Source organism: Candidatus Methylomirabilota bacterium, from assembly GCA_028870115.1.
Lineage (GTDB): Bacteria > Methylomirabilota > Methylomirabilia > Methylomirabilales > Methylomirabilaceae > Methylomirabilis.
On the sequence record JAGWQH010000103.1, the window covers coordinates 80,007 to 98,556 of the forward strand.

Genomic DNA, 18,550 nt, shown 5'->3' on the forward strand with positions numbered 1-18,550 from the left:
CGATCAGTAACTCCAATGCACTCGCATACCGAAGACCGAGACCGGGCCGCGATCGCGGTTGTAGGCCGGGTTCACGATGAACTGATAATCCAACGCGGCATGGAGGCTTTTCCAGAGGTTTGCGTCATAGTACACCTCCGTAAGCCGCTCCCCGCCGTACGACAACGTGCCGTCTCCGGCAAGAATTCCTAATCCTCCCGCGGCGAGGTATTTCCGGTGAACACTGGTAATACCGTTGAAGACGCCCGCCACACCGACGGTATCATCCGGGCGCTTCCAGAATCGCCCCTTGATGCTCAGGCCGAGCGAGGCGGTGCGGTCCACGTCGGTGAACATCCACGAGTCGGTCTGCCCGTCGCTCCACCCCAGCCGCATGAACACCCCAACCCCCTTGACAAGCTCCTGGTCCATATTCATTCCGACGCCGAACTTGCTGTGATAGCCCCTCCGAAAGGGGGTGGTGTCCGCGGGCCGGGTGAGGGCATTGAGCGCATCCTGATACCTGCCCATGTGCGCTCGCGTAACGTACGCGAGTAGCCGAACCGTCCCTGGATGGCTCGCTACGGCGTAGCGGCGCTCGATCTCCGTCACCATAGACCAAGCCTTCAGAAGGTGTCGGTCAAACGCCTCTCCATTGAGGTGCTTCGGTACCTCAAAGATTCCATACCGCACCGCCCAGAGCGGGCGATTCAATTCAGCGGCGAACCCGATCGTGTACCCAACGGTATCGGCCGGGTAATCCCATGCCCCGTTCGCCATCAGGCTCCAATTCAGGAACTGGGTACGCGAGTCGTTGGCGTACGCATTGCCATCGAAAAGGTCCTTTACGCTGATCTTCCCCAGTGTGAGCGTTATCCGGGACACATCCCGCGTGCCAGCCAGTTGTAGCTGGTCGTCCTCGACGGTTTCCTGCTCGCCGCCCAACCCAATGGTGTGGCGCACGAACAGACGCGCCAGCGTCCCTTTGAGCAAGCCGGTTCCTATCCGAAAGGCTTCGCCGCTCGGGAAGCCGGCCACACCGTGGGTATCGCTCAGGCCAAACCCGTGCCACATCAGCCCATCCGCGTGCAGTTCCGCCCCTTCCCATAACCGAATCCCCCCGTACAGATCCACCGATACGGTCTCTTCGGCCGCACTCGTCTTACTTAGACTCTGCGGTCCGGAGAACCTGGCAGGAAACCGCGGATGCCACTGGACGACGTCCGTATTTTGCACATGCCAATTCCAATCCTGCTCCTGCGCCGAGGCCAGCGTCGGCAGGATGCAAGCGAGCAGGGCGTATGTGATCAGAATGGTCCTGCGGAGGTTTGTGATCATGTTTCCTTTGAGGTTGGTCGTATAGGTCCGGACCCATGCCTCTCCACCGCTTACTTGAAGAAACCAGCCAGATGGATAAACTGGTACGCCACCAAGCTACCCATGACGAGAAGGTACGCCCTAAGACTTAAAAGGGAGATCCGGACGGTTCGCGTCATGGGCATACGGCCTAGAGACTCCGTGTCCACCTTAGTCTCCGGACGGTCGTCCAGCGGGTGGATCACCAGGTAGTGATTCTCTGGCATGGTCCCCATCTCGGGGTCGACTGTCACGGTGTGTCGCAGCAAGGCCATAGTGCGTTCCTCCTGTAAACTGGCTCTCTGCGCCTCAGGCCGATGGGAAGAGGCGAGGGGCGACCACTTGGGCCGCCAAGATTAATGAGAGGACGAACAGGACGACGATAATCGTCCAGTTCACCCAGTTGTTCCAACGCTTGTTCGCGTACTGCTCTCCCAGCACCTCCCGATCGTTGAGGAGCAACTGTAGGAAGATGATGGCCGAGGGGAGCATGATCCCGGCCAGCACCTGCACCCCGAGGATGAAGAGCTGGAGGGGCACCCCGGGGATAAGGACGATCCCGGCCGCGGCGGCCACGGAGCAGAGGTAGACCGCGTAGAACCCCGGAGCCCCGCGTGGGGAGAGCTGGAGGCTGTGGGCCCAGCCTTTGCTCTCGCCGTACGCCCAGGCGCTCGAGAGCGAGATGGCGGTCGTTCCCAGCACCGCTGCGTTGATCATCATAAGTAGGACGCCTGTCTTGAATGCCACGCCAAGGCTGGGGGCTAGGTCCGTCGCCATCTTGGCGGGATCCGCGAAGGCCAGGTCGTGCTGCCTGGAGGCGTTCCCCACCAGCATCATGGCGCCGGCAACCAGGATCGTGAACACCGCCCCCACGAGCGTGTCCAGCCGCGCCCACTTCAGGTCGGCGAAGCGGAGTCGCTTGTCGGCGATGCAGCTCTGTTGGAAGAAGAGCTGCCAAGGGGCAATCGTCGTCCCAACGATGGCGATCACCAGGAATATGTAGTCGGCGGTGGGACGTCCCGGCGGACGGCTCGGCACCGCGCCATGCAGCACTGCCCAGAGGGGCGTCTTCACCCAGACGGCCAGCACGAACCAGGTGAGATCCAGGAGACACAGGACCACGACCACCCGCTCCCAGCGCCGGTAGCTTCCGGTGAGGACTATGGTCATCAGCGCGAGGGCGGCGAACGGCACGCCAATGCGCGGGTCCACGCCGAGCTGCCTCAGCGCTAGATCGATGGCAGCGAACTCGGTGACCAGCGTCAGGAAGTTCACCACTTCGAGATCGACTAGGGAGAACAGGCCCCACCACTTGCCGAACCGCCGGTAGATTATGGCTGCATGCCCCTTCCCTGTGGCAATACCGAGGCGCACAACCATCTCCTGCACGAAGTACGTGCAGGGCAGGAGGACCAGGAGAAGCCAGAGGAGTGAGGTCCCGTATTGGGCGCCGGCCTGGATGTAGGTTGAGACCGCCCCCGCGTCGTTGTCCGCCTCCATCACGATAAGGCCTGGGCCGGACACCAAGAAAAAGGTCAGAAGATTCCGCGCCCATGGCGTCTTGACGACATAGCCCGGCACGGGGCGCGCCTGTGCGTCGAGGCCACCGTGTGGAGTTGTCAGGATTTCCGTGGTCATGAGCCCGTCTCCTTCCAAGGCTGGCGTCCAAGCGGATGCCGGCCGTACCAGGGACGGCTGCGACCGTCGGCGGACAGGACCGGGCAGAGGTCCGCCCGCAGGCGCCGCAACGCGCCCGGACAACTATCAGAATGCGTGATACTGTACGGGAAAGTGAAAAGATCGGCAGGAGGCCGCCTTCACCCCCGCATCGGCCACGGAGCTCCGTGGGGACGCGAAGTACGAGGTGATAGGCGTGAAGGGATGAGGTCTATCGGCTCAGACTTGCGACTCCACGGCTCCCGTGGGGGAATCGCCTCCTAACGGAGGCTGGCTAGTGCCACCGTCCATATCATCTCCTCTCCAAGAAGTTCTACCGCATGGGGAAACGCAAAAAGCCCTTTCCCTCAGAGCGAGGAAAAGGGCCTCTAAGTTTCCCCGGACCGGTCCACGAGCGCCGATCCGGTTCCCCTGCTCGCTCAAGCTTCAGCTCCGCGCCCCGTCAGAAGCGTTGCCGCCTCAGCCACCTTAGAGAGACCCTTAATCCGAGAATCCCTGTTCTACCCCGCCATCACGCGTCTCTGGACGCTTTGGGGCAGTGGCCTGTGTGTTGCGCGGGAGCCTCACCTATCGAGGAATCGATTCGATTGTCCGATGACGACCTCCTGCATGACGGTCGATCATCACCACAAAATATTAACTGCGGAGCACCGGATGTGTCAAGAAAAAAGTCGGATCTCTTACATTGCCGGCGCTGCCAACCATCTACGCCCTACTTGGCGCGGTGGCAGGAGCGCCGCGAACGGACGGCCCTAGAGGCGCGGTAAATTCGGCAGCCGCCCGCGCATATTCGACTCAGCCCTTGCTATACTGAAGTCGCACGCGCCACAACCACCATCCGACGAAACCCACTGTCGCCAAGAGCACAAGGATGGCCAGAATCCAGTTTGCCATAGCTATAAGGTGGACCACCCGGTCGAAGAAGTGGGCTGAAAAATATGCAAGGCAGACAATCGTCGAACAGTACACCACCGCCCCAGCCAGGTTGTAGCGGAAGAAGCGAGGGAAAGGCATACCCAATGCCCCGGCCATGGGTCCCGCCATGAATCGAAGACCGCCGACGAAGCGGGCGAGGAAGACCGTCCTGGGACCGTATCGTCCGAACAACTTTTCAGTTCGCGCCAATCGTTGCTGCGTCACCCCTAACGCCGCTCCATACTGTATGAGGAGTCGTCGCCCCGCGCGACTTCCAAGCCAGTACCCCAGACTGTCCCCGCCGGTAGCGCTCGCAATCGCCGTCGGAATCAACCCCCAGAGGCTCAGCTTCCCCTTCGCCGCAAAATAGCCGCCGACCAGCAATGCCGTCTCCTCAGGAACCGGGACTCCGACATTACCAAGCACTACGATCACGCCAATGAGGAGGTATCCCCAGTGCGCCACATAGGGCGCCATCAAGGCCCGTAGTTCGTGGGGGGACAGTCCGAACATCTCTTGCTCCAAACTACGTCAGGGTCATGCGATCCATATCTAGAAAAACAGGAAGAGTTTGATGAGAGCAAATGAGGCGGCGGCGATGGCGGCAGAGAGGGGAATGGTGAGGATCCAGGCCCAGACAATCTGTCTGGCCACCCCCCACCGCACCGCCGAGAGACGGCTGGTCGCCCCGACCCCGGAAATGGCGCCGGTAATGGTATGAGTAGTGCTGACCGGAATGCCCGCAATGGCGGTGCCGATCAGTGTCGCGGCCCCCGCAGTTTCAGCGCAGAAGCCGCCGACCGGCCTGAGCTTCGTCAGCCGCATCCCCATCGTCTTGACAATACGCCAGCCGCCGGCCAGTGTTCCCAGACCGATCGCCGCATGGGCGGCCAGGATGACCCAGATCGGGACGTAGAACTCCTTACCCAGGTAGCCCGCGCTGAACAAGAGGCCCGCGATGATTCCCATCGTCTTTTGAGCGTCATTGGTCCCATGTCCAAGGCTGTACAGCGCAGCCGAGACAAGCTGCAGCCGCCTGAACCAGCGGTCTACCCGACTAGGGCGAAACCGCCAGAAGACCCAGATGACGGCTACCATGATCCCGAATCCCAGGACAAGACCCAGCAGCGGGGAAAGAACGATGAACAGAAGGATCTTGTAGATGCCGGCTGGGATCAGGGCCGAGATGCCGGCGTTGACAATCGCCGCCCCGGCCAGCCCTCCGATCAGCGCATGGGACGAACTGCTTGGAATGCCATAGTGCCAGGTGATCAGGTCCCACGCAATGGCGCCGACGAGGGCGGCCAGGATGACATATTCATTGATCGCCTCAGGTCGGACGACCCCCTTTCCGATGGTCGTCGCCACGCTGACCCCGAAGCCGAATGCAGCGACAAAGTTGAAGAACGCGGCCCAGATCACGGCCTGCATCGGCGAGAGCACGCGGGTGGACACCACAGTCGCGATCGAATTGGCGGCATCGTGAAAGCCGTTAATGAAGTCGAAGATCAGCGCGATCAGGATACTCAGAACAACAAACTTCAGCATAGGCGGGTTGTTATACGGCGGGATAGCGTGGTATGTTCGCGACGAGAGGAATCACGGGGATCAGGCGCTCTTCAATGCCACTGATTCGACGATGTTGGCCACATCTTCACACCCGTCGGTGGTCATCTCCATCGTCTCGTAAATCTCCTTCCACTTGATCACATCCATCGGATCGTGTCCCTTGTCAAAGAGACCGGCAATCGCCTCTCGGCTGATGTCGTCGGCCATATTCTCCAGTCGATTGATCTCGATGCAATGCTCCATGACATCGTCCATCCGCTCGAGGTTCGACACCGCCTTGACAATCTCCTCCGCCGATTTCAGGATGACCTGAGCAAGCTTCCCGGCCTCCTCGGTGGGCTGCTTGATCTTGTAAAGATTCATGCGAGAGGCCGATGCCTCGATCAGGTCCATGACGTCATCCAGCGCCACGGCCAAACTGTGAATGTCTTCGCGGTCGATGGGGGTAATGAATGTCCGGTTCAGCTTTCGGATAATCTGGTGGGTGATTTTGTCTCCCACGTGCTCGAGCTCCTCGAGTCGCTTCCATCGTTCCTGAAAGTCCGCGCCGGGTTCATCCGTCATCTGAACGAGGACTTTTGCGCCTTCCAATATGTTATTGGCCGCCTTATCGAAGAACTCAAAGAATTTCTCTTCCCGTGGGATCAGTCTGAACATACCGGGTGCAGCCTCACAACCGTAAAGCGAATTATCTGGACCCCCCTCGCTCGGTGATCATCCCAACCGTCTCGATACCCGACGATTTAATGGCATCCATCACATCAATGACGAACCCGTAAGGGACCCTGGCATCGCCGCGCAGGTACAGAACCCGCTCCTTCCCAGGTCCGGCCATGGATTTGAGGCGGGCTTCAAGCTCCTGCCGGGGTACCTCTTCATTATTGACGAAAATGCGGCTGTCCTTCGTCACCGTCAAGGTGACGCGCTGCTCCTCTTTCACTTGCGACGCCTGTGCTGTCGGGAGCTGGACATCGGTCCCTCGCTGGAGCATCGGGGTTGTCACCATGAAGATGATCAATAAGACGAGTGTGACGTCCACCAAAGGGGTCACATTGATTTCCGAAAGCATTCGCCGATCTTTTCCACCGTTCGCCTGCATGTCTGTCCTCTTCAGTCTTCGTGATGAGCGGCCTGATCCAACAAACTATCCACCATTGCTGAAGCCGCATTATCCATTGCTGCGGTAAAAAGCTTCACTCTACCGACGAAATAGTTGTACGCGATGACCGCGGGAATCGCCACAAACAAGCCGGCGGCTGTTGCCACGAGCGCCTCGGCTATCCCGGCGGATACGGTACCAATCCCGCCGGATCCCGTCTTGGCAATCGCTTCAAAGGCTCGAATAATCCCCAGAACCGTCCCGAAGAGGCCGACGAACGGGCTGACATTGCCCAGGGTCGCCAATGACCCCAAATACCGTTCCAGGCGGGAGATTTCCGTGGAGGTAGCTCGCTGCATAGCCCCCTTGCACGATTCCAGCCGACGCGAAAACTGCTTGTCGGAAAGAACCGGATGTTCCCGATCGATGATGGCCAGGAGACCGGCCTCCAGGACCCTGGCAACTGGGCTGCCGCTATTCCGTTCACAGAGGCGGAGCGCCTCAGCCATTTTCCCATCCGCCACATACTGTAACCCCTTTTCGGCCACCTGTCCGGTAGCTTGCTGAGCCTTGTAATATGTATAGAACCGCTCGCCGATCACCGCGAGCGAAAAGATCGAAAATATTCCGAGGACCACCATCGTGATCCCGCCATTGGCAATAACCTGCAAGAATCCCTGTCCCATCATGCTAGATTATCCTTCATATAGGGTCTTGTATAACCTACCGCGAACGTTACGCGGTGCTTGATACTTTATGTACTTCGGCTTTCCTTTAGCCTTCAGTCTAACCATCTTACTGGTCACTTACCTTTATTGTATAGCATGGAATAGCAGCGAACGGAAGCAGATAACGAGTCAGGTGAGGGTAATCACCAGCAGTACCAGGATCGTTATCCTGTGCCCCGCCATCGATTCGGTAGGTCGGTGTATAGCCCGATCTGGTCCAGCACCCGCCCGACGATCTGATCCACCAACTCCTCGACCGTTGTCGCCCTCTGATAGAACGGCGGTACCGGCGGAATGATTCTGACGCCCGATTTTGCCAATGTCAACATCTGTTCGAGATGGATGGCGGTAAAGGGGCTCTCCCTCACCACCAGCGCAAGACGCTTCCCCTCCTTCACGACAACATCAGCCGCTCGGGCGATCAAGGTCTCGGCGTAGCCGGTGGCGATGGCCGCCAGGCTTTTCATCGAACAAGGCGAGACAATCATTGCGCTCACGTTTGGCGAGACATAGGAGCCGCTTGAGATGGACGCGCCGAGGTCCCGATCCTCGTGGAAAAAGGTGGCGAGGTGCTTGAGGTCCTCCACCGTGCGTCCGCTTTCTTCTCGAAGAGTCGCCTTCGCCCCTTCGGACACAATCAGGTGGACAGGCAGCCCAAGCTCGCGGAGCACTTCGAGCGTGCGAATGCCCAAGACCGCCCCGCTCGCCCCCGTGATGCCGAGAATGTACTCCCGCTTCGCTTCAATCTGCTTTACCATGGCTCTGTGCGCATTGCTGCGAAGGTGGTTACAACCGTATCGAATCACCCGACTTCAAGTCTGAGCCCGCCACCAGCGAGCGAAGTCTCTCGCTCCATGAAGGAAAGCAACTATGCGGACCTCCGACCCCCGGACTTCATAGATGAGGCGATATGAATAGACGAAGACCTCGCGAACCGAAGGATCATCAAGCTCAGGGACGATACGCCCACGCTCGCTGAGGGTCTCAAGAGATGTGGTGAGATCAAGCGTAGCATGAAGGACTCGTTGCGCGCCTTCGAGCGACTCTTGAGCGATGTACTCGAGCGCACCATCGAGTGCAGCCTGCGCGCTGGGAGTCCAGACTACTGGCCGACGCCGAGCTGCCATTTCTGCCGGAGCGCCTCTGCAACCTGGGCGTGACTGATAAGATACCCTGCATCAGCCTCAGCACGACCCTGCTGAATCGTCTGAACGACGTAGAGATGATAGAGCACATCGTCCAGGCTGCAGTCATCCGGCAAACGATCGAGCAGCTCCCTTACGGTTTCCTTTGCTCTCATGGGAAGACCTCCGGCAACAAACTTATTGTACGCCATCACTGACTTATGCGCCAAGTGTGCACGATCCGCATATTCTCCATAGTCTACCACATGAAGGGAGTGGGTGTTCAGGTTGAGCAGCCTACCGCGGCTCAGACTTTGGAGACTCACGCATGAATCGCCTGGGCCACCAGCCGCACCCCCAGCGCCCTACAGACTTTAGCGATGGTATCGTAGCGCGGCGTTGCATTGGGTCTGAGCGCCTTGTACAAGGCTTCGCGGGTCAGTCCGGATGCCTTGGCAATCTCGCTCATGCCACGCGCCCGAGCGATATCTCCCAAGGCCGACGCCAGCAACGCCGAATCGTTCGCTTCTAGAATATCCGTCAGGTAAGCCGCAATCGCCGCCTCGCTGTCGAGATACGGCGCGGCATCAAACGCGGGCAAGTCAGCCACTTTGATACGTTGGGTCATGGTCATCTCCTTCACTTAGTCCAAGAGCGCCGCTAATGCCTCGGCGCGCTTGATGTCAGTCTTCTGGGTGCGCTTGGAGCCGCCAACGAGAACACCATCAACTGACCGTCACGCTGCACGAAATAAATGCGCCAGCCTGCACCGAAATGAATGCGCAACTCCCATACCCCGTCGCCGACTGGCTCCACGTCCCCCATCAAGCCGCGCTCCAGACGCTTGATGCGTGCCGCGACCACCCCGCGCACCGACGCATCGGACAGCCCGTCCAGCCATTCGGTAAATTCGGGCAGGGGTTTGATCAAGAACATAGAAAGAGTGTAATCGAACGATTACAGCTTGTCAATGATCATTCACTCCGCCACGACACCTGCACCGGCAGGGCCGAACGTTCGCTCCAGCAGCGCGCCCTTTGCGGCGCGTCTGTTGGAAGGCGTGGTTGGGCCCATCTACTTCTTTATCAACTCACTGATTATTTCTTCCAGCTCTACTCTCGTGATAGGAGCCGCATCTTCCCCAATCTCGTCCTTAAGGATGTTGTTCGCGTCAGTTTTCGCCGCAGCTATAAAGTACTCTAGCGAGCAGCGGGCGGTTGCTCGTAAAAGGTCGGGCGGCAACACGCCGACGGGTTCGCATGCGCCGACGACAGCTCTCGTGGAGCTCAATGGCAGAATGACCGAGCTCAGGACATCGTCCTTATCAAGAAACGTCTTGTAGGGTCTTGGCCCTTGCACGCGAAATAGGATCACGGAATCTCCCAGGAGCAGAGGACCGTCGGCGGCTTCGACTACCGAGTAGGCGAGACTCTCGTATCGCTGGATTTTGACTTCCGGAGAGATCGTCTTCTTCAAAGCTCTGATGTGGCCCGATTTGGCGGCGTCCTTCAGCGTCTTTGGAAGGGTCAAGCGTAGCGCCTCGGCCAACTTCGGCAGCATCGGTCTAAGCTTCGCCATGAGCGCAGGGAGGATCGGAGCGCTTAGCTGGATGAGCGGTTGAAGTAACACCTGTGGGAGTCCCTGTCTCGCGATCTCCTTCGACATCGAGTCTCGAAGGATGGAAGGATCCTTGCGGAATTGTCTTTCCAAGTAGGCGATAAACGCCTGCTCGTCGGCCATGAAATCAAGAAGCCTGGAGACGAGGAAGTCGCCCGCTCGGAGGAAGCTCTGCCTCAGATGCCTTGTCCGTACTTCGAGATGAGCAATCAGCCGTGGGATCTGTGGCTCTGATACAGCAGCGGGTGTGCTTGTCCTAAGGGTCTGCACTAGCGTGCTGAAGGGGCCCTCCGCATCTGTGATGAGGTCATCTGCCTGCGTGTCATCTTCCTCCGTGTAGAACAGGCCCTCAACACCGACGTTAATGATGTTCGCGTTAAAGGGCGGCGCCCCTTTCCGGTAGACCCATGTGAATGCCGCGTCGCCACTCGTATGGCTCGCAAAGCCTTCCTGAAGGAATCGGGGGAGGAAGTGTTGCCGCTTGCCAGCCATCAGTAGGCCTAACGTTGAAGGTGAGCGGCGCAGAGCGGGCGGATGAAGCCCGCTTGCGGAGCGTCCCTCTCGACCGTAAGGTTAGGCATGGCCAGCCTTCATTGCAGCAACCTTGCGCTTTAACCCAACTTTGGGGTTGAGGCTTAAAGCTCTTTCGTATAGGGCGAGCGCCTCAGATGATTCGCCGAGCATTTCTTTGATTTCACCCATCGTTCTGTAGATAGCTGCCTGTTCGTTTGGGTACTGATCCACGCCACGTCGGAGCGCAATCCCAAGTAGCTCAAGGATGCTTAGGAAATCCGATTTAGCCCCTGTCCGTTTGGCGAGAGTGAGCTTCTCTTTGGCACGGAGGTGGAGTTCAAAACCAGTAGCCCGTTCGAAAGAGACTTTTTCCCACTTGGCCTGATCCAGAAATGCCCCATCAAAGCTGTAGGTAAACTGGCCAGTGTCTCGGTAGGTGAGGGTTAGCAGACGTTTCTCGATGTCAAACGTGTATTCATGAGCCCACCCTGTTTCTGGGATTTTCTTCCAGAGAAGCTTTCCATCTCTCAAATCAAAAAAGGCCAGAATACTCCCGTCCTCGGTGTCGCTGTTGCACAGTTGGCATACGGCATACTCGCCGTTGCAGGAAATGCCGTTATTCAAAAGGTTTGCAGAGAACCCGTGGCGAAGGATGTTATTGCCGTTCCTGTCAAAAGCCAAGAATGTGCCCTTAAGCCCTTCTCCAAACATCCAGTCATTGAATATGAACGCGCCATTGTCCGCAACCTTGCCATCGTTAGGTCTTTCTGCATTGCCAATGGCGACTACGGTTCCATATTCAGCCAAGATGTAGGTTCCAAGTCCCCCTTCTCGGAATCCTCCACGTCCTGACGAAGAATCGAAGTCAGACCACGCCACAAGGTAGCGGCGATTACTGGATTCTGAGAAAGGACCAAAGAAGTCAATGTCTTTAACCTTAACCTTTACGAATTTGTCGCCAGATTGTGCGATCGTGAGATTCTTGCTCTGCTTGCCTCGCCCGAACCAAGACCACATTTTCTGACCTCCGATACACAACTGCCTAACAGATATTAGCCGACACCTCTTGGACGGACTCTACGATATTGATATGTGCAATGCAACACGATACTCATGACAGACCCTTGAAATACTCTTGAACAAAACGTTTGAATAGGACCCAACTGTTGGATAGCCCTTTTATCAGATATGGATGATACCCAACAACTCAGGCTTGGGCATGTAGCCCCCTTTAACCCAGATTCCCGATGGCTGACGGGGTACGTGCGGGGCGGAGGCCCTATGGGCTTGGCCAGAGTACCGCTGTCAACTCCTGATGGCTGCTCGTTAAAGCCTGCCCTCAGACCTGCCGATGGAGCGGATCGATGCCGAATCGCAGGAGGAGTGTGCGCAGCCTGCCGAGCGGGAGGCCGACTACGTTGGTAAAGCTGCCCTTGATCCTCTCAATGAAACCCTCGGCAGCGCCCTGGATCGCGTAGCCACCGGCCTTGTCAAACGGCTCACCCGTCTGCACATAAGCGTCGATCTCCTGATCCGTCAAGGCTCGCATCTGTACCTCAGTCACCTCGTGTCCGACCTCGGTTCTGTCATCGCCAGCCTGCACGAGCGCAAGCCCCGTCACGACCAGATGACTCCGACCGCTCAACAGTTGCAGAAACTCGCGAGCCTCGCCCTGATCTTTCGGTTTACCCAGAGGGCGACCGCTGCATTCGACGATGGTGTCGGCGCCAAGGACCAACCCCTCCCCTACCCGAGCTGCCACGTCGGCTGCCTTTCGAAGAGCCAGGGTTTCCGCGTGGGATGCCGTCATTGTCCCGGGCAGCGGATCCGCTTCGTCAACCAAGCTGGGAATGATCCGGTGCTCGACCCACAGCGACTGTAGAAGCGCCTCCCGACGGAGAGACGCGGAAGCCAGGATAATCATAATTTCCGATAGAGCAGGAGGGCCAGACCGATGCCCAGCAGGCTTGAGAGGTTGATCTTCACAGTGAAACCGAAGGAGATGTTCAGGACCTTCAGGTCGAGCGTCGCAGGCGGAGAGAGCCCCGGGTTGATCCCCTTGCTGAAGATCTTTTCTATTGTCCCGCCAGGCGCCATGGTCGCGATGACCTCTCCTATCACGGTGCCTATCAGTGCCCCCAAGATGAGGATTACCAACAAAACGATGACGCTGTCATCTCGTTTAGCCAACCAATCCTCCCTTCCGTGATCCTTACGGTGTCAGACCTTCTCCTCCGCCGTCAATCGACTCGCCGCGGATTCGGCGCTAAGCCGAAAAATAATCGGCAATTGCTGCCGCGAAGGTCGGGATGGTGTACTGCTGTGGCATGATATCGACGGTGAGGCCGAAGCGTTCGGCTGTCTCTTTCGTAATAGGACCGATGCACGCAACGCGTACCCCTTCGCAGATCGTCTTGAGGTCTTCCTGGGCCAGTGCCTCTACGAAGTTGGTGACGGTGGAGGAGCTGGTGAAGGTGACGAGGTCGATCTTCCGGTCCTGCAAAAGCGGCTTTAAGAGGTCCCTGGCAGTGGGTGATCGCACCGTCCTGTAGACAGGCACCACCTCGACGGTTGCGCCTCGCCGCTCAAGCTCTATCGGCAAGAGATCCCGCGCGACTTCGGCCCGCGGCAGCAGGATCTTCGCGCCTTGCAGATCATAAGGCGTAAGCGCCTCGATGACCCCTTCGGCCCGGAACTCTGCCGGAACAATATCGGGGATAATGTTGTGTCTCTCAAGCGTATCAGCGGTCGCAGATCCGATGGCGCAAATCCTCGCAGCTCCCAGGCGTCTGGCATCCTGACGATGCTCCCGTAGCCGGCGGAAAAAGGCATCGACGCCGTTCACGCTGGTAAAGATCACCCACCCATAGGCCTCAAGCCGCTCGATGGCTTGATCCATGGGCTTCCAGCTTTTGGGCGGTACAATCTCGATGAGGGGGACCTCCACGACCTCCGCTCCTTGTCCTTCGAGCAACTCGGCAAATCGACCCGCCTGCTCACGAGTCCTGGTCACCAGGATTCGCTTTCCGAAGAGTGGCCGCCGCTCGAACCAGTTCAGCCGCTCGCGAAGCCGGACGACATCGCCGACTACCAGAACTGCCGGTGGTCCCAATCCGCGCATCTGAGCAAGCGCTACGATATTTTCGAGCGTACCGGCGACCGTCTCCTGCTCAGGCTTCGTACCCCAGTGCATGACGGCGGCAGGCGTATCTTTGGACCGACCATACTCGAGGAGCTTGTCAACAATAGTCGGAAGATTACCGCAGCCCATCAGGAACACCAATGTTCCGATGCCGGTCGCCACCTTCTCCCAGGCGATCAGGGAAGTCTGTTTTGAAGGATCCTCGTGTCCGGTCAGAATGGCAACGGAGGAGGTGTAGTCGCGGTGAGTAAGAGGGATGCCTGCATACGCCGGTACGGCAATCGCTGAGGTGATCCCCGGAACGACCTCGAAGGGAATACCTGCCTGGAATAGCTCCTCCCCTTCTTCGCCGCCCCGCCCAAAAATGAATGGGTCGCCCCCTTTCAGTCGCGCCACCACCTTTCCGGTCAGAGCCTTCTCGATCAGCAGACGATCGATCTCGGCCTGTGTGGCCACATCCGAGTTGCCGCCCTTCTTGCCGACATAGATCAGCTCGGCGTCAGGCCTGGCATAGGAAAGCAGACGCGGGTTGGCAAGGTAGTCGTAGACGATCACATCGGCCTCGCGGAGACATGTAACGCCACGCAGCGTAAAAAGGCCGGGATCACCCGGCCCGGCGCCGATGAGATAGACCTTCCCCATCATCGAGCCTTCTCCGAGAGCTGGGCATTCACCTCCCGAAGGATCTCCTCAGCCCCAGCGGCGAGCAGCGTCTCCGCCAGCGCCCGCCCCACCGCCTCAGGCGCGCCGGCCGCCCCACGAACGGCGTTCCTGAGCAACCGCTTACCGTCCAGACCCGCAACCATTCCAGTGAGAACGAGCGCCTCGCCCTCAATCTCGCCGAAGGCAGCGATCGGCGTCACGCAGCTCCCGCCAAGGTGCCGCAGGAACGCCCGTTCCGCCATCGTGGCCTGTCGCGTCTCACGATGATTGAGCGTCTCCACAAGTTCGGCCGTTCGCCGATCGTCCTCCCGGATTTCGATCACCAGCGCCCCCTGACCGATGGCCGGCAGGCACAGATCCGGCTGCAGGCGCTCAGTAATCCGATCCTGCAGACCAAGGCGGATAAGACCAGCCGCCGCGAGAACTACGGCCTCAAGGTCGAGCGTCTCGAGCTTGTTCAGCCGCGTCTGCACATTGCCGCGCAGGGACACGATCTGGAGATCCAGACGACGATGGAGGAACTGGACCTGTCGGCGGAGACTGCTGGTGCCGATCCTCGCTCCACGAGGAAGGTCCATGAACCGAAGACTATTTCTCGCAATAAGCGCATCGAGCGGGTCTTCGCGGCGCATGACGGCTCCTTCGCAAAGGCCCGGCGCCAACTCCGCAGGCAGATCCTTCAGACTATGGACTGCGAGGTCGATCCGGCTATCGAGCAGGGCCTCTTCGATCTCCTTCACAAAGAGGCCCTTTCCGCCCACCTGCGAAAGGACAACATCGAGAAACTTGTCACCGGAGGTCTTGATGGGAATGATGACGACTTCCAGGCCGGGCCAATTCCGGGTCAGGCTTTCCGAAACGAGCCCTGCCTGGCAAAGCGCCAGCGGACTTCCCCGCGTACCCAGTTTCAGTACATTACGCTTCACACCGGTCACGTTATTCCTCCTTGATACCGAAGAGCCTGCGCAGCACATTCACGTACAGGTGGCCCTCTTTCAAGGCCGACTGGCGTTTCAACTCCATCGTCGGATCGTGCAGGATCTTATTCACAATCGAGCCGGTCATGAGGGAGATAGCATGACGCTCTTCCGGCGTCAAGTCCTGCAACTTCGCAAAAATCCTTTGGAGTTCCTCCTCGCGGATCGATTCTATCTTCTTGCGCATGGCCACGATCGTCGGAACGACATGGAGGCTTGTAAGCCACCCGGCAAACTGTCTGACCTCACGGTCGATCATCGCCTCCGCCAGATCCGCCTCGCGCTGCCGCTCACGAAGGTTGGCTTGCACAACTCCTTTGAGGTCGTCAAGATCATACAGGTACACATTGTCGATCTCATTAGCCTTGGGATCGATATCTCTGGGAACGGCGATGTCGATCACAAAGATCGGACGGTTACGGCGCTGCGCGATGATCTCCTCGAAGTCGGCCTTGGAGAGGATCTGGTGCGGGGCGCCGGTCGAACTGATGACGATGTCCGCCTGGAGCATCTCCAGCTTGGCGAAATCGTACCGAACGGCCCGGCCGCCCCATCGCTCGGCCAACTCCACCGCGCGATCGAAATTCCGATTGGCTACGAGAACCGTGCCCACGCCATCGGCCAGCAGATGTTTGGCCGACAACTCCGACATCTTCCCGGCCCCGATCAGCATGACCGTACGACCTGTCAGGTCGCCGAAGATCTTCTTGGCCAACTCGATGGCAGCGGTCGAGACTGAGACGGCTGAGGTGGCAATCCCGGTCTCGGTTCGGACCCGCTTCGCAACGCGAAACGCCCTTTCCATAAGCGCATTGAGAATCGGGCCCGTGGCCTCCCGTTCAAGGGCAGCCGCGTACGCCGCCTTCACCTGGCCCAGGATCTGGGACTCGCCAACCACCATCGCGTCAAGACTCGATGCGACACGAAAGATATGTCGGATCGCTTGATCGGCGGTCAACAGATACATCGACGGCTCGAAGGCTTCCGGCAAGAGCTTGTGTCGCTCGGCCAGCAACTCCACGAGAAACCGACGAGCGCCCTCCACATCGTCCACAACAGCGTATGTCTCCACGCGGTTGCAGGTGGAGAGGATCATCCGCTCAAGGATCTGCCCGCACCCACTGAGCTCTTCCAGAATCTCCGGCAGCTCCGACTCCGGGATGTGGAGCTTCTCCCGGAGCTCAATCGGCGCTGTCTTATGGCTCAGACCAAGGGCGATAATTTCCATATCAAAATGCGTGCGTCCCTCTGATGAGGAGATTCGCTAACATGGAAGCAAAGACTACCCCGCAGAATCCGATAATCGACAGAATCGCGGCCTTCCGGCCCCGCCAGCCCCCTGCCAGTCGTCCATGCAACAGGGCCGCGTAGAAGACCCACGTGACGGTTGACCATATCTGTCTACCGTCCCAGGAGAGGAAAGAACCCCACGCAGAATAGCTCAGCAACACGCCGCTCAACAGGCCAAGGGTGAGCAGCGGAAAGCCCAGCGTAAGGCTGAAGTGGCACAGATCGTCGAGAAGCTTCAATGAGGGAAGGCGTTCAAAGAGCACTCCCGGATGTCTGGATTTGAGCAGCCATTCCTGGACCAGGTACATCAGTGCCCCACAGCAGGCGAGAGCAAAGGCGGCATTCCCGAGGAGGGTCAGGACCACGTGCGCCCAGACCCCGAAGTTCTTCAGCGGCGGGGACAGGGTTTCGATCGTCTTGGGCAGGGCTGCCGATGCCCCGAGCAGGAGGACCACCAGCGGGATCGCGAACGAGCCGACCACCTTACTTTCGTAGTGGATCTCGGCAATGATGTATACCGCCGCCGTGGCCCACGCATAGAAAGAGAGCCAATCGCCGAGATTGGCTGGCGGGCGGCCGTGCTGGTAGAGATGAACCACCACGGCCCCAGTATGCAGGACAAACCCGACCCGGCCCAGAATACCCGCGGCCCTGAGAAGCTTGCCGGGCCGCGTTGCAAGAGAGCCCATATACGCCAGACTCGCGCTGAGGTAGAACAGCAATGCAAGGTATGTGAAGCTAAGTTCCATCGTCGCTTCGAGAGCCGATCCCCGAAGGACTCATCGCTATCCTTTACGGGGCGTTCCGACGCCTCTCCCCTTCCCGGAGGCCCTTGACCTCCTCAACGAACTGACTGACGTCTTTGAACTGGCGATACACCGATGCGAAACGGACATACGCCACCTCGTCAATCTCGTGAAGCCGCTCCATAATCAGCTCACCGATCTCAGTAGAAGGCATTTCGCGCTCCGCCCTCTCCGCAAGGCGGCCCTCAATCTCATCCACAATCCTTTCGAGCTGGACGACGCTGACTGGTCGCTTCTGGGTCGCCTTGAGTAATCCAGCCAGAATCTTGTGCCGGTCGAACGGCTCCCGGCGTCCATCGCTCTTAATGACCATGAAGTGGATCTCCTCGATCCGTTCATAGGTGGTGAAACGCTTGAGACACTGCTGGCATTGGCGACGACGACGGACGACTGCGCCATCCTTACCCTCACGGGAATCGACGACCTTTTCTTCGAGACTGCCACAGTAGGGACACTTCACACGCGGGTCCCTCGGAGGATCCTACGTAAGGTGGGGAGAGGAGAGGGCAAGCTGTTCTCGGTATAACGGGAAGGCGTCACAAAGCTCTTTCACTCGAGCCGCGACCCCAACCAGGGCCGCAGTGTTCGACACGTCTTTCAGGACGTCGGCAATGAGGTTCGCGATCTCTCTCATCTCGCCTTCCCGCATCCCCCGGGTGGTTACGGCTGGTGTCCCGATCCGAATGCCCGAAGTAACGGTCGGCTTTGCCCCGTCAAATGGGATGGCGTTCTTGTTGACCGTGATACCAGCCTGATCCAGCGCGATTTCAGCCGCCTTTCCGGTCAGATCTTTCCCTCGCAGATCGATCAGGAGAAGATGGGTATCGGTTCCGCCGGAGACCAGACGGAAGCCGTGACCTTGCAGCGCCTCTCCCAACGCCTTCGCATTCGCGACGATCTGACGCTGATAGGAGGTAAACTCCGGCGAGAGCGCCTCGGCAAATGCCACCGCCTTGGCCGCGATAATGTGCATCAGCGGACCGCCCTGCATCCCGGGAAAGACCTGCTTGTTCAAGACCGGGGCATACGCCGCTTTACACATGATCATCCCGCCTCGCGGACCACGAAGCGTCTTGTGGGTGGTGGTGGTGACGA

22 protein-coding genes and 1 pseudogene are annotated in these 18,550 nt (G+C 58.8%); all 23 read right to left on the reverse strand.

Annotated features, from left to right (window positions below; genetic code table 11):
- Positions 1-3: 3 nt before the first annotated feature.
- Positions 4-1,317, reverse strand: coding sequence for a carbohydrate porin (locus KGL31_12605; protein ID MDE2322730.1), 1,314 nt, complete (start codon positions 1,315-1,317; stop codon positions 4-6).
- Positions 1,318-1,367: 50 nt separating this feature from the next.
- Positions 1,368-1,610, reverse strand: a complete 243-nt coding sequence (locus KGL31_12610; GenBank protein ID MDE2322731.1) for a hypothetical protein — start codon at positions 1,608-1,610, stop codon at positions 1,368-1,370.
- Between the two features lie 34 nt (positions 1,611-1,644).
- Entirely contained in the window at positions 1,645-2,973 is a 1,329-nt protein-coding gene (locus KGL31_12615) for an Nramp family divalent metal transporter (protein MDE2322732.1), read from the reverse strand.
- An 834-nt stretch (positions 2,974-3,807) separates the two neighbouring features.
- Positions 3,808-4,440: a DedA family protein gene (locus KGL31_12620; GenBank protein MDE2322733.1), complete on the reverse strand. Its 633-nt coding sequence runs from the start codon at positions 4,438-4,440 to the stop codon at positions 3,808-3,810.
- A 39-nt stretch (positions 4,441-4,479) separates the two neighbouring features.
- Positions 4,480-5,475: an inorganic phosphate transporter gene (locus KGL31_12625; protein ID MDE2322734.1), complete on the reverse strand. Its 996-nt coding sequence runs from the start codon at positions 5,473-5,475 to the stop codon at positions 4,480-4,482.
- 60 nt (positions 5,476-5,535) lie between these two features.
- On the reverse strand, positions 5,536-6,153 hold the full coding sequence (locus tag KGL31_12630) for a DUF47 domain-containing protein (protein ID MDE2322735.1): 618 nt from the start codon (positions 6,151-6,153) through the stop codon (positions 5,536-5,538).
- 31 nt (positions 6,154-6,184) lie between these two features.
- Positions 6,185-6,565 carry a biopolymer transporter ExbD gene (locus tag KGL31_12635; GenBank protein ID MDE2322736.1) on the reverse strand — a complete coding sequence of 127 codons (381 nt, stop codon included), beginning with the start codon at positions 6,563-6,565 and terminating at the stop codon, positions 6,185-6,187.
- 41 nt (positions 6,566-6,606) lie between these two features.
- Positions 6,607-7,284, reverse strand: coding sequence for a MotA/TolQ/ExbB proton channel family protein (locus KGL31_12640; GenBank protein ID MDE2322737.1), 678 nt, complete (start codon positions 7,282-7,284; stop codon positions 6,607-6,609).
- 203 nt (positions 7,285-7,487) lie between these two features.
- Positions 7,488-8,081 carry a UbiX family flavin prenyltransferase gene (locus KGL31_12645; protein MDE2322738.1) on the reverse strand — a complete coding sequence of 198 codons (594 nt, stop codon included), beginning with the start codon at positions 8,079-8,081 and terminating at the stop codon, positions 7,488-7,490.
- Between the two features lie 54 nt (positions 8,082-8,135).
- The gene (locus KGL31_12650) at positions 8,136-8,450 is read right to left on the reverse strand and encodes a type II toxin-antitoxin system RelE/ParE family toxin (protein ID MDE2322739.1); all 315 of its coding nucleotides are present in this window, start codon (positions 8,448-8,450) and stop codon (positions 8,136-8,138) included.
- Positions 8,426-8,623, reverse strand: coding sequence for a hypothetical protein (locus tag KGL31_12655; protein MDE2322740.1), 198 nt, complete (start codon positions 8,621-8,623; stop codon positions 8,426-8,428). The genes KGL31_12650 and KGL31_12655 overlap by 25 nt, the downstream gene beginning before the upstream one ends.
- A 146-nt stretch (positions 8,624-8,769) precedes the next feature.
- Positions 8,770-9,081 (reverse strand): putative addiction module antidote protein, encoded by a 312-nt coding sequence (locus KGL31_12660; GenBank protein MDE2322741.1) that lies wholly within the window; start codon positions 9,079-9,081, stop codon positions 8,770-8,772.
- A 9-nt stretch (positions 9,082-9,090) separates the two neighbouring features.
- Positions 9,091-9,383 (reverse strand): annotated as a pseudogene (locus tag KGL31_12665) (type II toxin-antitoxin system RelE/ParE family toxin).
- A 138-nt stretch (positions 9,384-9,521) separates the two neighbouring features.
- Positions 9,522-10,556, reverse strand: coding sequence for a hypothetical protein (locus KGL31_12670; GenBank protein MDE2322742.1), 1,035 nt, complete (start codon positions 10,554-10,556; stop codon positions 9,522-9,524).
- Positions 10,557-10,637: 81 nt separating this feature from the next.
- Positions 10,638-11,594 carry a hypothetical protein gene (locus KGL31_12675; GenBank protein ID MDE2322743.1) on the reverse strand — a complete coding sequence of 319 codons (957 nt, stop codon included), beginning with the start codon at positions 11,592-11,594 and terminating at the stop codon, positions 10,638-10,640.
- A gap of 322 nt (positions 11,595-11,916) precedes the next feature.
- Positions 11,917-12,501, reverse strand: coding sequence for a septum formation protein Maf (maf, locus tag KGL31_12680; GenBank protein ID MDE2322744.1), 585 nt, complete (start codon positions 12,499-12,501; stop codon positions 11,917-11,919).
- Positions 12,498-12,767, reverse strand: a complete 270-nt coding sequence (locus KGL31_12685; GenBank protein ID MDE2322745.1) for a DUF4321 domain-containing protein — start codon at positions 12,765-12,767, stop codon at positions 12,498-12,500. Before KGL31_12685 ends, maf begins: the two co-directional genes overlap by 4 nt.
- Before the next feature lie 76 nt (positions 12,768-12,843).
- Complete coding sequence (gene cobA / locus KGL31_12690; GenBank protein MDE2322746.1) at positions 12,844-14,361, reverse strand: uroporphyrinogen-III C-methyltransferase; 1,518 nt, start codon at positions 14,359-14,361, stop codon at positions 12,844-12,846.
- Entirely contained in the window at positions 14,361-15,308 is a 948-nt protein-coding gene (gene hemC / locus KGL31_12695; protein MDE2322747.1) for a hydroxymethylbilane synthase, read from the reverse strand. Before hemC ends, cobA begins: the two co-directional genes overlap by 1 nt.
- 10 nt (positions 15,309-15,318) lie before the next feature.
- Entirely contained in the window at positions 15,319-16,587 is a 1,269-nt protein-coding gene (locus tag KGL31_12700; protein ID MDE2322748.1) for a glutamyl-tRNA reductase, read from the reverse strand.
- Between the two features lies 1 nt (position 16,588).
- Positions 16,589-17,398, reverse strand: a complete 810-nt coding sequence (gene ccsA / locus KGL31_12705) for a cytochrome c biogenesis protein CcsA (protein MDE2322749.1) — start codon at positions 17,396-17,398, stop codon at positions 16,589-16,591.
- Positions 17,399-17,441: 43 nt separating this feature from the next.
- Positions 17,442-17,915 (reverse strand): transcriptional regulator NrdR, encoded by a 474-nt coding sequence (nrdR, locus tag KGL31_12710; GenBank protein MDE2322750.1) that lies wholly within the window; start codon positions 17,913-17,915, stop codon positions 17,442-17,444.
- A gap of 21 nt (positions 17,916-17,936) precedes the next feature.
- The coding region (gene glyA / locus KGL31_12715; GenBank protein ID MDE2322751.1) for a serine hydroxymethyltransferase at positions 17,937-18,550 on the reverse strand (614 nt) is incomplete at its 5' end.